We start from the raw sequence: 16,881 nt of genomic DNA on the forward strand, positions 1-16,881 counted from the left end.
CGCCGGCGCGGTGGAACGTGGGGCCGACCGGGTGAATCCACATTACGGAGATCACCCTCGTTCTTCCGCCGGATCCGGCGTGTCCTGCGGTCAGCGTGGTCGGCGACTTCAACGGCTGGACCCCCGGGACCCACGGACTCCTCGTACGCAAGGACGGCACCCGTGCGGTGACCGTGGCGGTGCCGGAGCAGAGCGGCTCTATTTCCGTTACCTCGCTCATGGCGCCACTGCTTCGACGAGGCCGAGGCGGACGGCCACGACGGACGCAACGGCTATGTGGAGCCCGCCCGGGCGTGACCCGGCGGCCGCCGTCCCGGGCGAGCCCGAGGCTGCCCTCGCCTGGTCACCTGAGAACCTATTCGGCGCGGCTTTCGCCGGACGCCCCGGAGCCGCTGCGTCGGTCTCGTGCCTCACCCGGGGCGGCGAGCCGGGCGGCGTTCCAGGCGCTGCCGGCCGCGACGCTGTCCGTCGGTGTCAGCCCCACCGCGTCGGCGGCGTCGGCGATGTCCTCGGCGGGGACAGCCCCGCTGCGTCCCTCATTCGGCGTCAACAGCCAGATGTCGCCGCCCGTTTCCAACGCCTCGGCGGCGCGCGCCAACGAGTCCTCGAGATCGCCGTCGCCCTCCCGGAACCACAGGAGAATCAGGTCGGCGGCGGTTGCGTCGTCCGGGTCGAGAAGGTCCCGGCCGGTGGCTTCGGCCATCCCCTCGCGCACGAGCTCGTCGGCGTCGTCGTGGCGGCCGATCTCTTTGACTGTCTGCCCTGGGGACAGCCCCATCCGCACGGCCGGGTTGAGCTCGTCGCCTGAATGCATCGATGTCTCCTTCGGCGCCGGACGAGTCGGAGCAGGGTCGGTCCCATGCGTGCTGCACCGCGGGTGCCCGCGCGCGTTGCCGCCAAACACCACGTCGCCCCCGCCGATGTTCGTCCGGGCGGGGGCGACGGGAGTGGCTGCCGACATCCGGCCTACCCATTGCGCCTTGGTGGCCGGTGGCAGGGATGCTCACTCGGCGGTAGGCGGAGCCATCTACTTGTCGAGTCGCTCTACTTGTCGAGTCGCTGCCGCAGCAGAGTCTTTGCCTGCTCGGCGCCCTTGCGGCTCTCGGTCTGCGCGCGGCGGAAGAAGTCGGCGAGTTCGGAGTCGCCGGCGCGGTCCGCGTCCTCGATGTACGTCTCCAGGCGCAGTGCGTTGCTCAGACACGCCTCGGTGAACCAGACGAGGTTGTAGTCCTTGTCTTTGGTGCCTGTGACATGGCCTGTCTCGGTCGTGCCCATGAGATCTCCCTTCGGGGGCTGCGCATTGTGAACCCCTGCGCTACCCACGGGATGCGCATCAAACCTCCCGGAGCTGGAGCCGTTTTGCATCCTCGGGGTCACGCCCCCCGCGGGCTGACCCCTGTGGTGGTTGCTTCTTGCCTTGGGCGACCCACCAGCGTAAATCAACCTTTTGCGGTGTATGTCCTTATACGGTGATGGCCGTGTGGGAGGCCTCGGGGCAGGAGAGCGCGTGCAAGCGCCGGCAGCGTGCATTCGGGTGACGGAGGCAGTGCCGGCCGTCGCGATGGTGGGCGGCTGCGCGTCCCTGCCGGAACGGCGTGACCATGCGACCGCGGCCGCGGTCCGCTTTGAAAGGGCTCTCCAGGACGGCGATCCGTCGACGGCATGTGACGCGTTGGCTCCGTCGACGCGCGACATCAGGGGGCGGTGACGGGCGACGTGCGCACGATGTTCGTCGTCTGCCTGTTGTCATCGGCTGCGGGCTGGCGTACTTCACCGCGCTCGGGCTGATGCAGCGGTGACCGCCGCGCGTCGTCCGCACCCGAGCCGCCCCCTCCGGGCGCGCCTCGCCGCGTTTGTTCGCGACAACGCGTTGGGCCTGACATTCCTGACCGCCTTCCTCGCGGCGCTCGTCGGGCAGGCTTTTGCGGGCCGCGCCGCCTTCAACGATCAGCTCGCGGTCGACGGCTTTGCGCGGGTGGGTCTTTGGGAGTACGTCACCTCGTCCGATTTCGCGGTCGACGTGACGGAGAACTGGCAGTCGGAGTACCTGCAGTTCTTCCTGTACATCACCGGCACGATCTGGCTGCTGCAACGCGGTTCCCCGGAGTCGAAGAAACTCGGAAGGGCCGGCACCGAAACCGACGAGGACCAGCGGGCGGGCCCCCACGCCCGGTCCGACTCGCCGTCCTGGGCCGGCGCCGGCGGGTGGCGGCAGCGCCTGTACTCGCATTCCCTCGGGCTGGTGATGGGCACGATCTTCGTTCTGTGCTGGCTTGCCCAATCGGTCACCGGCACGGCCGCCTACAACGAGCAGCGGCTCCGCGACCTCCAGGCGCCGATCGGCTGGACGCAGTACGCCGCCTCCGCCGACTTCTGGGATCGGACCCTGCAGAACTGGCAGTCCGAGCTCCTGGCGATCGCCTCGATGGCGCTGTTGGCGATCTACCTGCGTCAGCGCGGCTCACCCGAGTCGAAACCGGTCGGCGCGTCGCACGGCGCCACCGGTGTCGAGGGCGGCTGACGAACCGGCGTCGCGCAACCCGGACGCCGGATGTCTTCTCGCGAGCCGAGCTGGCCGTACGGCCCGCCCAACCCGTGGAAACGGCTGTACCCAGCCGTCGCAGGCGTCAGGACGCCTCCGTATCGCGTACGGCTCGGGCGCTCCAACTGTCCTCCAGTTCGGCGCCGTCCACGGTGATGGCCTCGACCGCCCCGGTCTCGGGATCGATGTCGGCTTGGACGCCGTCACCGGCGTACCGGGGGAAGCCCGAGGCTCCCTGCTCGCCGGTGGACCGGACGATCGCCGATCGCACGGCCGGGCCTCGGGCGTCCTCCGGCATGTCCTGCTCGTTGAACGGAAAGATCAGAATCTCGAATCGCTCCATGGTCACGCGTCTACCCGATTCGCGGCGACAGGTGCACAGGCGCCGTTGTCCGGCCGTTCGCCGGCCCGCGCCTGCGGCCGCACTTCCCCTCCGACACGGTGTGGGGCCGGGAGCCCCGCCTCCGCGATCCGGCGATCACTCGACGCATCGGATCATCCGAGTCGGGTAGCGGCACATCCCGAGACGACTCCGCACCTCGGACCTTGGATTCCGATGCGGAGCCGACGACCTGACGGAGGCCGCACATGAGTCATGACCCGAGTTACGACCGGCAGGAGACCGACTCCCACGAGCTGGCCCGGAAACGGTACGGGCGCGGTGACATGCGTGTCGGGAACGCCGGACACAGCTCGGCCGCGTGGATCGGCGTGGCAGTGATCCTGGCCGGTTGTGTCGTCGCGGCGGTGGCCTTGCCGCTGGCCGAACCCTGGCTGTTCTGGACCGGTGTCGGCGTGGCGGCGGTCGGGGCCGTCCTCGGAAAGCTCCTGTCGCTCATGGGGCTCGGTGTACCGCCCGGGTACCACCAAGAGGGCGACGTCGAGCTGCGCGACCAGTTCGTGCAGGACAACGGTGAGGAGCAGTGGTCAGCCGACCGGACCACCTCGCGGGACCGGTCGTAGCACGAGCCGACCACCGCATGTCGACGGCCACCCGCCCTCGACCACCCGGCAAACGCAGACCCCGGCAGCGCGCCGGGTGCTGTGTTGCGCTCTCGGACCCGTGCGGTCGACCGGTAGTTGGTGACGGTCCCGTCGGCGGGCACCGACAGACCTCCGCGTCCGTGGGCACCGTGGGCCGCACTCCCGGAACCGACGTCTGCACCGACTCCACCGGTCAGGTGCGCGTCACCATCCACCCGCACCCGACGGAACCGCAGTTGCCCACCCCTCCTGCGCGGCCTCCTGCACGACGGCGGCTGTCTGTACGCGCATCCGCGCTCCGAATGATGGAGCGCAACCTCGGCGCACGCATCTGTCCGGCACGAGACATCGAGTTCGCGTGAATGCACTTGCGACCCGGGGCACGCGGCGATGAGGCGTAGGCCCCGGCGGGCCCCGGTGCGGGCCCCGGAATCGTGGCCCGCACCGGAGGCCGTCAGCCAGGCAGGGTCTCGCCGCCGACGGGGGTGAGGACTTCGCCGGTGTAGTAGCTGGACAGGCGTCCCGCGGCGAAGAAGACGTACGAGGGCGCGATTTCGTCCGGCTCCGCGGCGCGGCCCATCGGTGCCTGCTCGCCGAACGACTCAACCCGGTCGGCGGTGAACGTCGCCGGGATCAGCGGAGTCCATACCGGGCCCGGGGCCACGCAGTTGACGCGAATTCCGCGTTCGCGCAGGGACTGGGACAGCGCGTACGTCAGTGCGAGCACCGCGCCCTTGGTGGCCGAGTAGTCGATCAGGGTGCGGTTGCCGCGCAGGCCGTTGATCGACGAGGTGTTGATGATCGCCGAGCCGTCGGCCAAGTGGGGGAGTGCGGCTTTGGTGGTCCAGAAGTAGCTGTGGATGTTGACCCGGAAGGTGTACTCCCACGTCTCGGAGTCCAAGTCGGCGAAATCCTCGACTGGTTGCTGGTACGCGCAGTTGTTGACGAGGATGTCCAGTCCGCCCAACTCCTCGACCGCGTCGTCCACCAGGCCCTGGCAGTTTTCCTGGACGGACAGATCGGCACGGTGCACGACGCAGCGCCGGCCGGTGGCCTCGACCAGGCGCGCCGTGTGCGCGGCATCTTCGTCCTCGACCTCTGCCAGATACCCGATGGCGACGTCCGCGCCTTCTTTCGCGAACGCCACCGCGACCGCCCGCCCGATCCCGGAGTCGCCTCCGGTGATCAGCGCCCGCTTGCCGAGCAGCAGGCCACTGCCTTGGTAGTCGGCCATTTCGTCGCGAGGACGCGGCGTCATCGGGTCCGTCGTCCCCGGGTACGGCTGCTCCTGAGCCGGGATCCGCGAGTCTTCGCCCATCGGTGCTCCGTCCAATGCGATGCCGCCGCTCCCCGTTCGGCAGCGGGACGGCACTGGCCATCTGCGCTACCCGTGCGCTCGCAACGGCACACCTGGTCGCAAGCGCGCCCTCACGCTGTCAACCACGCGAACACGCCAAACGTGGAGCCGCGCCGTCGACGTGATGCGGTGCGCGCCGGGGCCGAACGAAAATCCCGAAGCATTCATGACGTCTGGCGAAGGGTGTCAGATCGGCGGCGGCCTCGACTGGGCACGACGTCCCATAACCGTCGGCCAGCCCCTGAACCACGCCGTGCTCATTTGCCATGGACGATGTCTCGGACGTTGCCGATGTCGCCGCAGTTTGCCTTGAGTTGCCTGGCGCGCTCTGCGGCGAAGGCAGCGCCGAGTTCTTCCCGCCGGTTCATGGCGACATTCTCACGGGCGCCGTTGAGGATGGTGCGCTCCTCTTCGTCGGCGTGGTGGGTGACCTTCTCGACGAGTTCCTCCAGCTTTTCGTCCCACTCCTCCGAGCCGACCTCGTCGACTTCGAGGAGGTCGAGGAGCGCCTTGTTGCCTTCTTCGTGCTCCTCCTCGCCGTGCTCGACCTCTTCGTCGTCGATGTGCTTGTAGCGCTTCAAGGCGGGATAAACCTCGCTTTCCTCCGCGAGGCCGTGCGCGATGAGGAGGTCGGCGAACTCGGCCAGCGCGGCCGCCCGGTCCGCCTCGACGCTGCGCATCTGCCGGAAGAGGTCCTCCATACGCCGGTGGTCCTTGAGGATCAGTTCGACGACGTCGGTTTGCGCAGTCACGACGGTTCCCTTCCTGTGCACATCCGCGGACCTTGTCACCTGCGGTTCTCCCGTGCGGCTACCCGCCGAACCGGGCCGTATGCGGGGCGGCCCTGGGGCCGGCGCGGGCGGAAGGCGGCCGGTCGCGCGCATCGGCAGGTCCAGCGGTCACCGCGCGGCCCCGGGCACCGCGCCGCCGGCCTGCCGCGACAGGGCCGGAACGGTGGGCACCGGAGCCCGGGACTCGTCCATATGAGCCGAAGGGCCCCACATGAAAGCCTTGACCTGGCACGGACGGCGCGACGTCCGGATCGACACCGTCCCGGATCGGGTGATGCAGGAACCGACCGACGTGATCGTCCGCATCGGACCGGGTCGTGATCCCGTTCAACGTCTCCCGCGGTACCTGCCGCACTTGCTGCCAGGGGCTGCACTCGTGGTGTGAGACCACGCAGGTCCGCGAACAGGGCAGCGGGGGCGCGCTGTTCGGTATACCCGCCTCTACGGGCAGGTGCCCGGCGGCCAGGCGGAGTTCCTACGCGTGCCGTTCGGAAACAACCTGCCCGTCAAGGTCCCTGAGGGTCCCCGGCCAACGTCCACCGCTGGGTCGGCGACAGCCTGCCGCTGCTCACCGAGGAAGACCCGCTGGGCACGGCGGACTTCGCCACCCACCGGCTACCGCTGGCGCACGGGCCGGCCGCGTACGGGATGTTCCGGCGCAAGCAGGACGGCGCGCCGCGGTGTTGTGCCTGGGTTGTGGGACCAAGTCACCTCCGCGTACCTCGACGACACCGACCCGGCGGTGCGCGCGTGTGCCGCGCCGGCCCCCGGCTGCGGCGCGTTCGGCGAGGTCGTCGTCGAGATCGCGGGCACGTGCGGCGATTTCGTCGAGGTGGGTGTGCACGGCGAAAAGACCACGGCCGTGGATGCTCCAGTGGGCTTGCTTGGTGGTCATGGACAGGTCGAGCATGTCGGCCGGCGCGGCCTGCACCGCGTCGCCGGACTCCGCACCCGCGGGTGCCTGCGCGGCAGATGCCTGGGCGGGAGGTCCGGGAGCCCCGGCCGGTCGTGGCTTGTCGGTCTTGTCAGCTGTCGTCGCCTGGATGCTTGCTCAGGCTTTTGCCGCGTTCCAGTTGCGCTCGAGGCTGGTGGACTGTCAGGGGGGCCTGTGGCTGTGTCCTGTCGAATCGGTACGTCATGCGGTCGCGGTGCAGGTGGCTGGACACCTCGGTCGCACCGGCCTCGCGCAGACGCCGCCCGACTTCGAGGACTGATCCCGCGACGGGGGGCAGGGCCAACGCGGCGGTCTCAAGGAGGCTGCGGTAGTGCCGGTACTGTTCGGGTGGCATCAGTGCCGCGGCGGCGTCGGTGACCTCGGCGTGGAGCGCTTCGGCCGCGCCGTACCGCTCGTCCGGGTGCTCGTGTCCGTGCGGCGGTTCGGCGAGGTGCCTGGCAGCCGCCGCCGGGAGGGCGGGCAGCGGGAATGCGTCGCCTGCGTGTGCCCCGATCAGGCCCGTCACCTGCTTCATCGTGGGGGCGTCGTCGCCGAGGAAGCGGGCGATGTTGCGGTGGACGAGTGCGGGGTCCACCTCGCCGCGTAGGCCCCGCAGGATGTCCACCCACGGTGCCCGGGCGACCTCGTAGGCGTGGTAGGTCGCGTACAGGCCGCTGTCGAGTGCCTCGCGGGCGCCGGCGACCTTGTCGAGGAACTCCTCCATCCGCTGCGGGCGCAGCGGGTACGGGGCGCGGGTGACCAGCGCGGCGAGGGTGTGGGCGGCAGCGGAGACGCGCGGGGCGGGGCGGGCGAGTTCCCAGTCGGTCAGGACCGGTTCGCCGAAGGACCACATGAAGTTCCCGACGGTCGGGTCCCCGTGCGCCAGGACGGGACTGCTGCGGTCCTGGACCGGGGCGGGAAGAGCGGCGTCCAGCTGCGCGGGTACGGGCAGGCGGAACGCGTGGGCGAGTTGTTCGCCGATCACCGGTGTCACCACCTCTGCGACCCGGACGGTGAACGCGCGCGCCACGGTGCAGTCGTCCGCGTCCGCGGCGCAGCGCATCGGCACCTCGGCCTCCGGAAGCGAGGTCAGGATCTGGACGGAGCGCTGTGCCTTGTCGGTCACGGCGAGTGCGGCGGCCTCGCTGTGGTGGCTGATGTAGCCGAGTTCGTCGATCAGGTGTCCCACGTGCCAGTCGAACGCAGCTTCGTCGGCGGTGGGCGCTCCTTTGTGGGGTGCCAGCCGGGGCAGGCCGGCCGGGAGGGCAAGTGGTTCGCCGGTGGGGGTGGGCGCGGAGGTGTATGCGCCGGGGTAGGCCTCCCGAAGCGCGGTGCGGGCGTCGGTGTCGGTGATCACCCGCAGGTCGAGGGCGTTGATCTGCCCGGTCGGCCAGCGCTGGACCGCATCGGTTCCCGGGACGGTCCAGGTCTCGTTGCTGGTGCCGCTGCCCAGCAGCAACGGCACGTCGACCTCGTAGGGCTGGGACTCGCCGCTCAAGGAGACTCCTGAGGTCGCGTCAGGGTGCCGGATGAGAGCGTGCGATGCCGTGACAGGACGGCGGGAGATCGTGCCGTTCGTCGAGGGACCCCCTGTCTGAGGGGGCGTCACGGCGATGACAGTAGGGACGCCTCGGCAGCCTGCGCTTCTCGATTCCTGACCAACCGCGCGGTGCCCCGGCCCGTGGCCGGGGCCTGCGTCAGGAGTTCCGTGGTGCGGTCGCGCCCCGACGGCCTCGATGCCACCATCGATGCGGCCGCCACCGGGGCGTCACCGGCGCACCTGACCGGCCATGCGTCCGCGCGCGAGCCGCCGTGGGGGTGAGGACGAACTCGTGCTCGCCGTCGAAGACGCGGGTGCGACGAAGCGACCGATCCAACGCAGCCGGGCCCCGACTTCGGCGGCCAGGACGCGTGGGCGGAAAGTCATCGGCTTGCCATCGAGGGGAAACATCCGCAAGGTGCGGGTCTCGCCGGCGGCGACGGTCCCGGACGCCTCCAGGATGAAGGGATTCCACGGCGGATAGCGGTCCAGGTCGACCAAAGCCTCCCAGACGGTCATCGGTGAGGCGCCGATGTCGATGGAGGTGGATATCGTCCGCACGTCGTGTTTCCTTCGCTCTGGTGCCGCGTGTCGTGTGGCGGGATCGCCGGGGCTCGAACGCCTGGGATCGGCCGAGAACAGCCGGAGAGCCGCCCGAGTCGATCCCGACGCAAAGCCGAGCGCCGATCGGCATCGGTTGTGGCCCGATGCGCGTTCGATGGTTTCGGTTGCCGGGTCTTCGGGGGGCTCGGACGGGCTCATCCGATGCGGGGTCGCACCGGAGTCGTCGCGTCGCTCGCCTTCCCGAGCGCACAGCAGCCTGCAAGGCGCCGGGCCTTCAGGACAGGGCGCGGCGTGAATCGAGCCGCTCAGCGGAAACGGTCGACACAAAAACGTAATTCCGGCACGGAGCGCGATATCGCGACCACGCGATCACGTACGTGGCGGGCTAATGCAGGCCGTCGACTCGACCCGGTGGATGGGGCCGGGGGCTTCGGTTCGAGGTCGCCCGGTCGGGTGGTGACGTCGGCGCGCCCGCCGTGGCGTTCCACCCAGGAGCGTTCGGTGCGGATGAACCTCCTGATATACGTCCCTGACGTGAGCTCCTTGGCCGAACACGCCGTCAACCGCGGAGCCCGGACAGTCCGGCCCCTCGGGGATCAATTCCACGGAGACCTGCAAGTCGAACTTGAAGACCCTTTCGGCCACTCCTGGTTCTTCACCGCCCACATCCGCGACATGGACGCGGACGAACTGCGACAGGCCGCCTCCGACGCGGACCTCAGAACGCCGAGGGGGAAGCCCCCCGGCGGACCGGGTACGCGACTGCACCCGGGCCCGGAACGGAAGGATTCCGCCGACATGCCGGGCGGGATCGACCGGGCCCGGCCCTGGATCGGGCGGGGAACCGCGGTCCCCGAGACGGGCGCCGCGATCGGCTAGCATCTCTCGCCGACACCTCAAGATCCGGTTGTCAGGGGGCGATGCATCGGTGCGCTACCACGACTGGGCGGTTCACGACACGCAGTCGTGGAGTTCCCTCATCAACGCCCTGGTGCCGATGGATCAGCGCTACCGCGGCTCCCCGGCGTGGAGCGCCGAACTCACGATCCAGGAGTCGGAGTCCTACCGACTGCTGCGGTTCGTCCAGAACGGAGAACGCACCGCCCGACGCACCCCCTCGCAGATTCGCCGCGACCCCGGCGACGCGCACTACTGGGTCTTGGTGCCCCGCTCGGGCGGGTACAGCATCCGCCAGGACGACCGCCAAACCGTCGTGATGCCCGGCCTCGCCTCGATCATGCTGCTCGGGGAGACGTGCAGCATGTACTTCCCCACGGCCGACTGCTATGGGTTCCAGATTCCCCGCGCCGCGCTGGACGGCCGGATACGCGTGGACAGACCGCTGCGCCGAACGCTCGACCTGCGCTCCGGCCTGGGCCACGTCGTCCGCGACATGATGCGCAGCGCACACTCCCAGGGTGCGGCGCTCTCGGGCCCGGAATTCGGAGCGGTGTGCGATCGCATCGCCGAACTGCTGTGCATGCTGGCGACGGGGGACACCAAACCCGCCCAAGGCCACCTGGACGAGATCGCGACTGTCGTACGCCGGTACGTCCGCGAGCACGTCGGACACCGCGACCTGCACTTGTCCGCAGTAGCCCGCGCGCTGGGCTGGTCGCCACGACAACTACGACTTGCCCTCCAAGGCGCCGGCACCACCTTTCGGGACGTACGGCAGGAGGAAAGTCTGCGACTGGCAAGGGACCTGCTCGCCGACACGCGACCCGACCCGACACCCATCGGCGAGATCGCCGCCCGGGTGGGCTTGACGCCCACGTGGTTCTCCGCCGCGTTCAAGGCCCGATACGGCGAAACCCCTCGAAACTTCCGGGCCCGAATGGGCGCCGAACCCCGACAGCGACAACGGACACGGAGGCTGAAAGCACGACTCCGCCACCCCATCACGCGACCTGGCCCTCGAAACGCACGCCTAAAGGTTGTCTCGTAACCCGTTTGGCCGTGTCGCGTTGGTGTGGGTATGGGGGTTGTCTCGGCGGTGGATCGTGAACTGGTGCCGGTGTTCACGGGGTTGACGTACCGGCAGTTCCGCGCGCTGGTGCGGACGGTCCAGGCGCGGGGTGGCCAGGCGTTGGATCCGGCCCGACCGGGTCGGCCGTGGGCGCTGTCGTTGGAAGACCGGGTCCTGATGGTCGCGTTCTATCTACGGACGAACCTGACGATGCGGCAGCTCGGGCCGTTGTTCGGTGTCTCGCACGCGGCGGCGCACCGGATCGTGGATCGGCACAGTCCACTGCTCGCGTTGGACCCGCCGCGGGCGAAGCCGCGTTCGGGCGAGGTGCTGATCGTGGACGGGACGCTGGTCCCGACCCGCGACCGGCAGGTCGCCGCGTCGTCGAAGAACTACCGGTTCTCGACGAACCTGCAGGTCCTGGTGCACGCGGACACCCGCCTGGTGGTCGCGGTCGGCCGCTGCCGGGCAACCGCAGCGACTGCCGGGCGTTCGCCGAGTCCGGCGTCGACACTGCAACCGGCCGCGCGACCGTGCTCGCGGACGGTGGTTACCAGGGCACCGGCTGCCTCATCCCGCACCGGCGCCGCTCGGGCGAGGCGGAGGTCGCCGGCTGGCGGGCCGAGCACAAACAGCGACCACCGCAGGGTCCGCGCCCGCGTCGAGCACGTCTTCGCCCGCATGGAGAACTGGAAGGTCCTGCGCGACTGCCGCCGCAAAGGCGACGGCGTGTTCTGGGCGGTGAGCGCGGTCGCGCGGATGCACAACCTCGCCATGACCGGATGAGCAACACAACCGCAGGCCACAGCCGTTCGCCAGTTACGTGACAACCGTTAGAGAGGTCCTAACAGAAAGGTCGTTGGCAGGGTGACTTTCACCGGATCGGGTCGTCGAACGGCTCGTGCGCAAAGGGGAGTTGCGTCCATGGAACGTCTCGGACGAGTTGTGGGTGCTGATCGAGCCGTTGTTGCCGGTCCCGCAGTTGAAGCAGGTCCCGGGCCGGCCGCACGTGCCGGACCGGCAGGAAGCGGGAGTGCCGACCGTTTCGGGTGGCGGGTGGCGGGTGGCCACGGAGTAGCCCGCCCAGGTCGAAAACGGCGTCACCGTTTTGATTTGGTGCTGCCGAGGAAGCGGCGTCACCACCAGCCGTATCCGTTGTCGAACTCCACGGCGCTTGCCCCGCCGCGCCCGCCGCTGTCCGACGACCCCGCGGATACGCCCGCCGCGGCCACCAAGGCCGCCGTGACCGCGAGCACCATCGTCCAACGTCCGAACCACCGCTTCATGGCAACTCCATCTCTGCGCCGACATGTTCGGCGTTCCCTACCGAATTTGATGGTGCCAGCCGGCTCGAGCTGCCGTACGGGCCCGCAGCGTCGCACGCCGGCGGAGCGCTCCTCTGCGGCGGCGACCGCGGCGGAGACTGGAGCGGATGCGCCGGCCCACGTGGTTTTCCAGTTGAGCGTCCGGGCCTGAGGTTGCCTCCTGGCCAGGCAGGTCGGGTGATGAGGCGTCAGTCGTGTCCGATGACTGGATGCGGGCGGTACGGCGTCTCGAGCAAAGCCGTGTGCTCCTCGTCGAGGGTGATGTCGAGCGCGGCGATCGCGTCGTCGATGTGCTGCGGTTTGGTCGCCCCGAGCACGGGTGCTGTCACGTTGGGTTTCGACAGGAGCCAGGCCAAGGCAATTTGTGCTGCGGGTCGGGCGTGCCCCGCGGCCAGCGTGTGCAGGGCGTCGACGATGTCGAAGTCGGCTTCGGCGTACCGCTCGTCGGCGAGCGGGTCGTTGCCGGAGCGCGCGGTGCTCCCTCGGCCGCCGCGTGCGCGGGTGCCGGTGAGCAGCCCGCGTGCCAGCGGGCTGTACGGGAGGACTCCCACGCCTTGGTCCGAGCAGAGCGGAATCATCTCCCGTTCCTCTTCCCGGTAGAGCAGGTTGTAGTGGTTCTGCATCGACACGAACCTGGTCCAGCCGGCCGACTGCGCCGTGTGCTGGGCTTTGGCGAACTGCCAGGCGTACATGCTCGATGCGCCGATATAGCGGGCCTTGCCTGCTCGTACCACGTCGTGCAGCGCCTGCATGGTCTCTTCGATCGGGGTCTCGTTGTCCCACCTGTGGATCTGGTACAGGTCGACGTAGTCCGTGCCAAGCCGTTCGAGCGAGGCGTCGATGCTGTCCAGGATGTGGCGGCGCGACAGGCCCCGGTCGTTGGGGCCCGGACCCATGGGGTAGTACACCTTGGTGGACAGCACATAGTCCTCACGCCGAGGGAAAACCTTGGTGAGCAGAGCGCCTGTGATCCGCTCGCTGGCGCCCTGGGCGTACATGTCGGCAGTGTCGTAGAACGTCACGCCCGCTTCGGCGGCTCGGAGCACGATTGGTTCGGCCGCGTCCTGATCGAGGTGCCAGGACTCCCAGTACGGGTGGCCGGGATCCGGAGGGTTTCCGTAGCCCATCATGCCCAGGCAGATCCGGGACACGTTCAATCCCGTTGCGCCCAATCTGACGTACCTCATGCGGATTCCTCACTTCGTTCTTGGTGGACTGCGACTGCGGTGACGACCAAGGCGACGCCGACGCCTTCGAGCCAGGAGGGGATCTGGGTGAGGACGACGACGCCGGTGATCGCCGCGGTGGCGGGGAGCAGGGAGAGCATCAGGGCAAAGGTCGCCCTGGGGATGCGCGCCATGGCCAGCTGATCGCAGACGTAGGGGATGACCGACGAGCAGATTCCGACGCCGAGGGCGGCCACCAAGAGGGCCGGTGTGGCGACGGCGTCGGCGGCGTCGGCGATGCCGACCGGCGAGACCACGATCATCGCGATGAGCATCGAGGCGCCGAGACGGTCGATGCCCGAGGCGCCGCCGTCCTCCGCGAGGCGGTGACCGAGGACCACGTAGAAGGTGAACAGCACACAGTTGCCGAGGGCCAGGACGAGGCCGAGCGGTTCCTCGACGAGGTACACATCGGTGAGCAGGTAGACCCCGGTGACCGCCAGGGCGAGCGCGAGCACGTTGCGGCCGGTGCGTACACCGAGGGCCGCCAGGAGAACGGGGCCGAGAAACTCGACGGCTCCGACCGTGCCGAGCGGCAGACGGTCCAGGGCAAGGTAGAACACGCTGTTCATGGCGCCGAGCACGGCACCGAGCGCGAGCAGTTGCCGGCGCTGCCGCCAGTTGGCGGCGCCCCACACCCGCCACGGCCGTCGCCAGACGGCGAAGACCACGGCTGCCGAGGCGATCCGCAGCCAGGCGACGCCCAGAACGTCGACACGGGCGAAGAGCAGGACCGCGCAGGCGGGACCGAGGTAGTGGAAGACCGCACTCGTGACGAAGAACGCCGGCGGCGGGACACGATCGGCAGCGGCGGCAAAGCGTGGTGGTGAGGCACCAGGGCGGAAGCGTCCGACATCGTTGACCACGGCAGAAGGATCGCAAACAAGGGACGCCAAAGACCATGCCGAACAAGTAAGTTGAACGGGCGTCAGCTTTACGGTTGGTGCTGTATATCTGCGTTCTTTATCGCGATCAGGAAGAAGGCGAGAGAGTGGACCCCGTGGACGCCGTGGACCGGGCCATACTGACCGAACTCGACGCGGACGCCCGGCTGTCCATGGCTGAGTTGGCCCGCCGAGTCGGGGTCTCGGTGCCCACCGCACGGGATCGGATACGGCGGCTGCGGGAGGACAACGTGATCCGTGGTTACCGCCTCGACGTGGACCCGGCGGCGCTCGGCTATCCCGTGGCGGCGTTCGTCCGGGTCCGCCCGGGCCCGGGGCAGCTGCCGAAGATCGCCGAACTGGCGAGGAGTCTGCCTCAGGTCAGTGAGTGCCACCGCATCACCGGCGAAGACTGCTTCCTGATCAAGGTGCATGCCACCGACCTCAACACCTTCGAGGAGGTACTCGACCGCTTCCTCCTCCACGGCCAGACCACCACGTCGATCATCCAGTCCACCCCCGTGCCACCGCGTACGCCAGGGCTGTGACATCAAGGCCGTGCGCCTGATGCAAGAACCGGGACAGTCCCCTGGGGTTGGCCCGGCAAGGCGAGGACGACACTTGGCGCACGCACACGTTGCCCTTGCGGGGGCGTTCCGCGCCTCTCACCGCAGGGGCTGAGGTGGATCCGCATCGACCGTGAGGATGATCCGCCCCTCGGCGGCGCGGCGCGGCGGCAGCCGCACCGGCCCGCGCCGATACGCTGCAACAACCGAGAGCCCGCCCGCGTGTTCGCAGGCCGTCCGTGCGGAGCAGCGCGTTCGCCGGGTGGACCATGCATCCCCGCGACGCAGGAAGCAGAGGCGTAACTCTCCTCATAGGGAGGGGAGTTCGGTGCGGCGAACGGCGCGTATGGGGCCACTGCCATGACCGTCGGGGCGGCCCTGGGGCCTTTCTTCGTTCGCGGATTGCCACAAGCGCGCCCTGTGGGGATCGGCTTGGTCAAGGACGAGGCCAGGGCAGGCCGTTCGTGGGCCTCCGGGGCGAGTCGCCTCGTCCGTGCGGCCGACCCCGGATGGCTCCACGTGGTCGATGTTCCGGGCTCCGAGGGCTGCGATCTTCGACGCATGCCGGGCGAACCGAGCCCGCGGAACCGAAACGCCGGAGGGCCAGCGCATGACCACCCAGACCATGGAACGGACCCACGGCCACGGAACACCGCCCCCGGCCGGTCGGTTGCGTGCCGGCTGGGCAGCCGCCCACGCTCCGGTGGCCGGAGTCTCCCGCTGGGTGCGCAATGCCGCGCTCGCCGTCCCGCTCGTCGTACTCCCCTCCAGCCTCTGGCGGATCGCCACGGAGTACGTCCCCGCCCTGACGGGCAGCGCCGACACGGGCTCGGGCGACCTCCCTGGCTGGCTGCCCGGAAAGGTGTACATCATCTTCCTGTCCGTCTTCTCGGAACTGGTGGCGTTCACCGCGGTTGGACTTATCGCCGCCTGGGGCGAGGTGTTCCCGCGCTGGGTCCCCGTGTTGCGCGGACGCAGGGTGCCGCCGCTCGCCGCCGTCGTCCCCGCCACGATCGGCACGGTGCTGCTGACGGCCATGTGGACGACTGCCTTCGCCGCGGATTTCGCCGGTGTCACGCTCCAAGGGGAGCCGACGCCCTCTGGCTACCCCGGAGAAGCGGGCGGCTGGAAATCCGCCGTCTACTACGTCTGCTACACCCCGTTGCTGCTCTGGGGGCCGTTGCTCGGTCTGGTCACCGTGGCGTACTGGCGGCGGCGCCGCACCGGGCGGCGGTAGAGCGGATGCGGCCGGACTGATCGGTGCGTCCCGCTCGAACGATGCAACCGGCCCCGAGGTTCGAAGGGCTGCATCGCCGACTCGGGTGTGTCCGATTGCTGCGGGCTGACGGCCGGCGGGGCGGGTCCCGAACATCCCCGAGCGGGATCCGCCCGGCCGGCCGTCGAGGAGCCGTCGGCCCCACCCGGCTGCTCCCTTGTAGTGGTGTGCCCGGCGCGGGCGGGCTGAACACGTTGAACAGAGCTGTAGGGACCTGCGCGGTGTCCATGCGGTCTGCCTGCGGTGCCACCTGATCGGCATTGATTGCCTCACTGGGCGACACGCAAAAATCTGTGTTTGTCGGAGTAGACATTGGGTTGTGGTGTGGCTATGGTTTCTGTTGTAGCCAGAGAGACGGTAGGGCTTGGCAGAGGATGAACTGTCGGCCGGTAGGACATGCAAGTGCGTTGGTAGGACAGTGCGGTGGTCGGGTTCCGAAGCCGGGTTGTTGCGGGAGGGCGACGGGGCCGATGGCCGGCCGGGTAGCCCGCAGTGTCAAGGGCGCCGCGAGCTGGGCCGCACTGGCAGTTCTGATGGATGTAGGTCGCAGTACCCCGCAGTGAAGTGTGGGCAGTACCTCGGTGAAGGCGTCGGCTGCGGGCGCGCGCGCCGGGAAGTTCGGCAGTGGGGTTCCACGCCCGAGCAGGTGTAGGGCGGGCGATGCGGGGCTGGCTGCCGGAGGGTGACCGTTGAGCAGGTCACCCAGCAGTACGCAACACCGGCGGTACCAAGCAACACGCAGTACCAGCAGTACCCAGCCCCAAGTAGTTGATCATCCGAGGGATGAACGGAGGAGCCGAGCGCCATCAGGATCGCCCGGGCGTAGGACTTGAGCCCGGGTACCGCAGGACATCGATAGTGAGGTGGTCTCCGGTCAAGCAACAGCGATCCCCGCACCCCCGGCAGCCTTCCGGCCGGGCCCG

Annotated in this window: 15 protein-coding genes and 3 pseudogenes; 8 read left to right on the forward strand and 10 right to left on the reverse strand. The window is 69.3% G+C overall.

The window, feature by feature from the left end:
• Nucleotides 1-355: 355 nt before the first annotated feature.
• Nucleotides 356-814 carry a DUF3052 family protein gene (locus AB0C36_RS30920; protein ID WP_358360503.1) on the reverse strand — a complete coding sequence of 153 codons (459 nt, stop codon included), beginning with the start codon at nt 812-814 and terminating at the stop codon, nt 356-358.
• Between the two features lie 230 nt (nt 815-1,044).
• Entirely contained in the window at nt 1,045-1,275 is a 231-nt protein-coding gene (locus AB0C36_RS30925) for a hypothetical protein (RefSeq protein WP_358360505.1), read from the reverse strand.
• A gap of 520 nt (nt 1,276-1,795) precedes the next feature.
• Between AB0C36_RS30925 and AB0C36_RS30930 the strand changes: the two genes are divergently transcribed.
• Entirely contained in the window at nt 1,796-2,521 is a 726-nt protein-coding gene (locus AB0C36_RS30930) for a DUF6766 family protein (RefSeq protein ID WP_358360507.1), read from the forward strand.
• 106 nt (nt 2,522-2,627) lie between these two features.
• On the opposite strand, the gene AB0C36_RS30935 is transcribed toward AB0C36_RS30930, so the two are convergent.
• Nucleotides 2,628-2,885: a hypothetical protein gene (locus AB0C36_RS30935; RefSeq protein WP_435839150.1), complete on the reverse strand. Its 258-nt coding sequence runs from the start codon at nt 2,883-2,885 to the stop codon at nt 2,628-2,630.
• Between the two features lie 245 nt (nt 2,886-3,130).
• On the opposite strand from AB0C36_RS30935, the gene AB0C36_RS30940 reads away from it, so the two are divergent.
• Nucleotides 3,131-3,505 carry an HGxxPAAW family protein gene (locus tag AB0C36_RS30940; RefSeq protein ID WP_358360510.1) on the forward strand — a complete coding sequence of 125 codons (375 nt, stop codon included), beginning with the start codon at nt 3,131-3,133 and terminating at the stop codon, nt 3,503-3,505.
• 475 nt (nt 3,506-3,980) lie between these two features.
• Here the strand turns inward: AB0C36_RS30940 and AB0C36_RS30945 are convergent, their stop codons facing one another.
• Complete coding sequence (locus tag AB0C36_RS30945) at nt 3,981-4,844, reverse strand: SDR family oxidoreductase (protein WP_358360512.1); 864 nt, start codon at nt 4,842-4,844, stop codon at nt 3,981-3,983.
• A 296-nt stretch (nt 4,845-5,140) separates the two neighbouring features.
• Nucleotides 5,141-5,635, reverse strand: coding sequence for a hemerythrin domain-containing protein (locus AB0C36_RS30950; protein ID WP_358360514.1), 495 nt, complete (start codon nt 5,633-5,635; stop codon nt 5,141-5,143).
• A gap of 250 nt (nt 5,636-5,885) precedes the next feature.
• Between AB0C36_RS30950 and AB0C36_RS30955 the strand changes: the two are divergent.
• Nucleotides 5,886-6,200 (forward strand): annotated as a pseudogene (locus AB0C36_RS30955) (glutathione-dependent formaldehyde dehydrogenase); the annotation flags it as partial.
• 499 nt (nt 6,201-6,699) lie between these two features.
• Here AB0C36_RS30955 and AB0C36_RS30965 read toward each other — a convergent pair.
• Together AB0C36_RS30965 and AB0C36_RS30970 are read right to left on the reverse strand one after the other, a co-directional pair.
• Nucleotides 6,700-8,106 carry a phosphotransferase gene (locus tag AB0C36_RS30965; protein ID WP_358360519.1) on the reverse strand — a complete coding sequence of 469 codons (1,407 nt, stop codon included), beginning with the start codon at nt 8,104-8,106 and terminating at the stop codon, nt 6,700-6,702.
• 270 nt (nt 8,107-8,376) lie between these two features.
• Complete coding sequence (locus AB0C36_RS30970; RefSeq protein ID WP_358360521.1) at nt 8,377-8,910, reverse strand: SRPBCC family protein; 534 nt, start codon at nt 8,908-8,910, stop codon at nt 8,377-8,379.
• 730 nt (nt 8,911-9,640) lie between these two features.
• On the opposite strand from AB0C36_RS30970, the gene AB0C36_RS30975 reads away from it, so the two are divergent.
• The 3 genes and pseudogenes from AB0C36_RS30975 to AB0C36_RS30985 all read left to right on the forward strand — a co-directional run.
• Nucleotides 9,641-10,660: an AraC family transcriptional regulator gene (locus AB0C36_RS30975; protein ID WP_358360524.1), complete on the forward strand. Its 1,020-nt coding sequence runs from the start codon at nt 9,641-9,643 to the stop codon at nt 10,658-10,660.
• A 30-nt stretch (nt 10,661-10,690) separates the two neighbouring features.
• A pseudogene (locus AB0C36_RS30980) lies at nt 10,691-11,467 on the forward strand (transposase).
• A gap of 130 nt (nt 11,468-11,597) precedes the next feature.
• Nucleotides 11,598-11,702 (forward strand): annotated as a pseudogene (locus tag AB0C36_RS30985) (IS5/IS1182 family transposase); the annotation flags it as partial.
• 115 nt (nt 11,703-11,817) lie between these two features.
• On the opposite strand, the gene AB0C36_RS30990 reads toward AB0C36_RS30985, so the two are convergent.
• The 3 genes from AB0C36_RS30990 to AB0C36_RS31000 all read right to left on the reverse strand — a co-directional run bounded on the left by AB0C36_RS30990 (nt 11,818) and on the right by AB0C36_RS31000 (nt 14,098).
• Nucleotides 11,818-11,967, reverse strand: coding sequence for a hypothetical protein (locus AB0C36_RS30990; protein ID WP_358360526.1), 150 nt, complete (start codon nt 11,965-11,967; stop codon nt 11,818-11,820).
• Nucleotides 11,968-12,194: 227 nt separating this feature from the next.
• Nucleotides 12,195-13,193, reverse strand: a complete 999-nt coding sequence (locus AB0C36_RS30995) for an aldo/keto reductase (RefSeq protein WP_358360529.1) — start codon at nt 13,191-13,193, stop codon at nt 12,195-12,197.
• Nucleotides 13,190-14,098, reverse strand: a complete 909-nt coding sequence (locus AB0C36_RS31000; protein WP_358360532.1) for an EamA family transporter — start codon at nt 14,096-14,098, stop codon at nt 13,190-13,192. Before AB0C36_RS31000 ends, AB0C36_RS30995 begins: the two co-directional genes overlap by 4 nt.
• A gap of 134 nt (nt 14,099-14,232) precedes the next feature.
• Between AB0C36_RS31000 and AB0C36_RS31005 the strand changes: the two genes are divergently transcribed.
• Complete coding sequence (locus tag AB0C36_RS31005) at nt 14,233-14,664, forward strand: Lrp/AsnC family transcriptional regulator (RefSeq protein ID WP_358360534.1); 432 nt, start codon at nt 14,233-14,235, stop codon at nt 14,662-14,664.
• Nucleotides 14,665-15,292: 628 nt separating this feature from the next.
• Entirely contained in the window at nt 15,293-15,919 is a 627-nt protein-coding gene (locus tag AB0C36_RS31010) for a hypothetical protein (RefSeq protein WP_358360537.1), read from the forward strand.
• Nucleotides 15,920-16,881 lie beyond the last annotated feature (962 nt).

It is taken from the genome of Streptodolium elevatio (assembly GCF_040649515.1).
In the GTDB taxonomy this organism is placed as follows: domain Bacteria; phylum Actinomycetota; class Actinomycetes; order Streptomycetales; family Streptomycetaceae; genus Yinghuangia; species Yinghuangia elevatio.

Coding starts and splice junctions, on each gene's coding strand:
- AB0C36_RS30945 (WP_358360512.1), bottom strand. CDS start 4,844: ATGGGCGAAGACTCGCGGATCCCGGCTCAGGAGCAGCCGTACCCGGGG.
- AB0C36_RS30970 (WP_358360521.1), bottom strand. CDS start 8,910: ATGAGCCCGTCCGAGCCCCCCGAAGACCCGGCAACCGAAACCATCGAA.
- AB0C36_RS30940 (WP_358360510.1), top strand. CDS start 3,131: ATGAGTCATGACCCGAGTTACGACCGGCAGGAGACCGACTCCCACGAG.
- AB0C36_RS30920 (WP_358360503.1), bottom strand. CDS start 814: ATGCATTCAGGCGACGAGCTCAACCCGGCCGTGCGGATGGGGCTGTCC.
- AB0C36_RS30990 (WP_358360526.1), bottom strand. CDS start 11,967: ATGAAGCGGTGGTTCGGACGTTGGACGATGGTGCTCGCGGTCACGGCG.
- AB0C36_RS30925 (WP_358360505.1), bottom strand. CDS start 1,275: ATGGGCACGACCGAGACAGGCCATGTCACAGGCACCAAAGACAAGGAC.
- AB0C36_RS30995 (WP_358360529.1), bottom strand. CDS start 13,193: ATGAGGTACGTCAGATTGGGCGCAACGGGATTGAACGTGTCCCGGATC.
- AB0C36_RS31010 (WP_358360537.1), top strand. CDS start 15,293: ATGACCACCCAGACCATGGAACGGACCCACGGCCACGGAACACCGCCC.
- AB0C36_RS30935 (WP_435839150.1), bottom strand. CDS start 2,885: ATGGAGCGATTCGAGATTCTGATCTTTCCGTTCAACGAGCAGGACATG.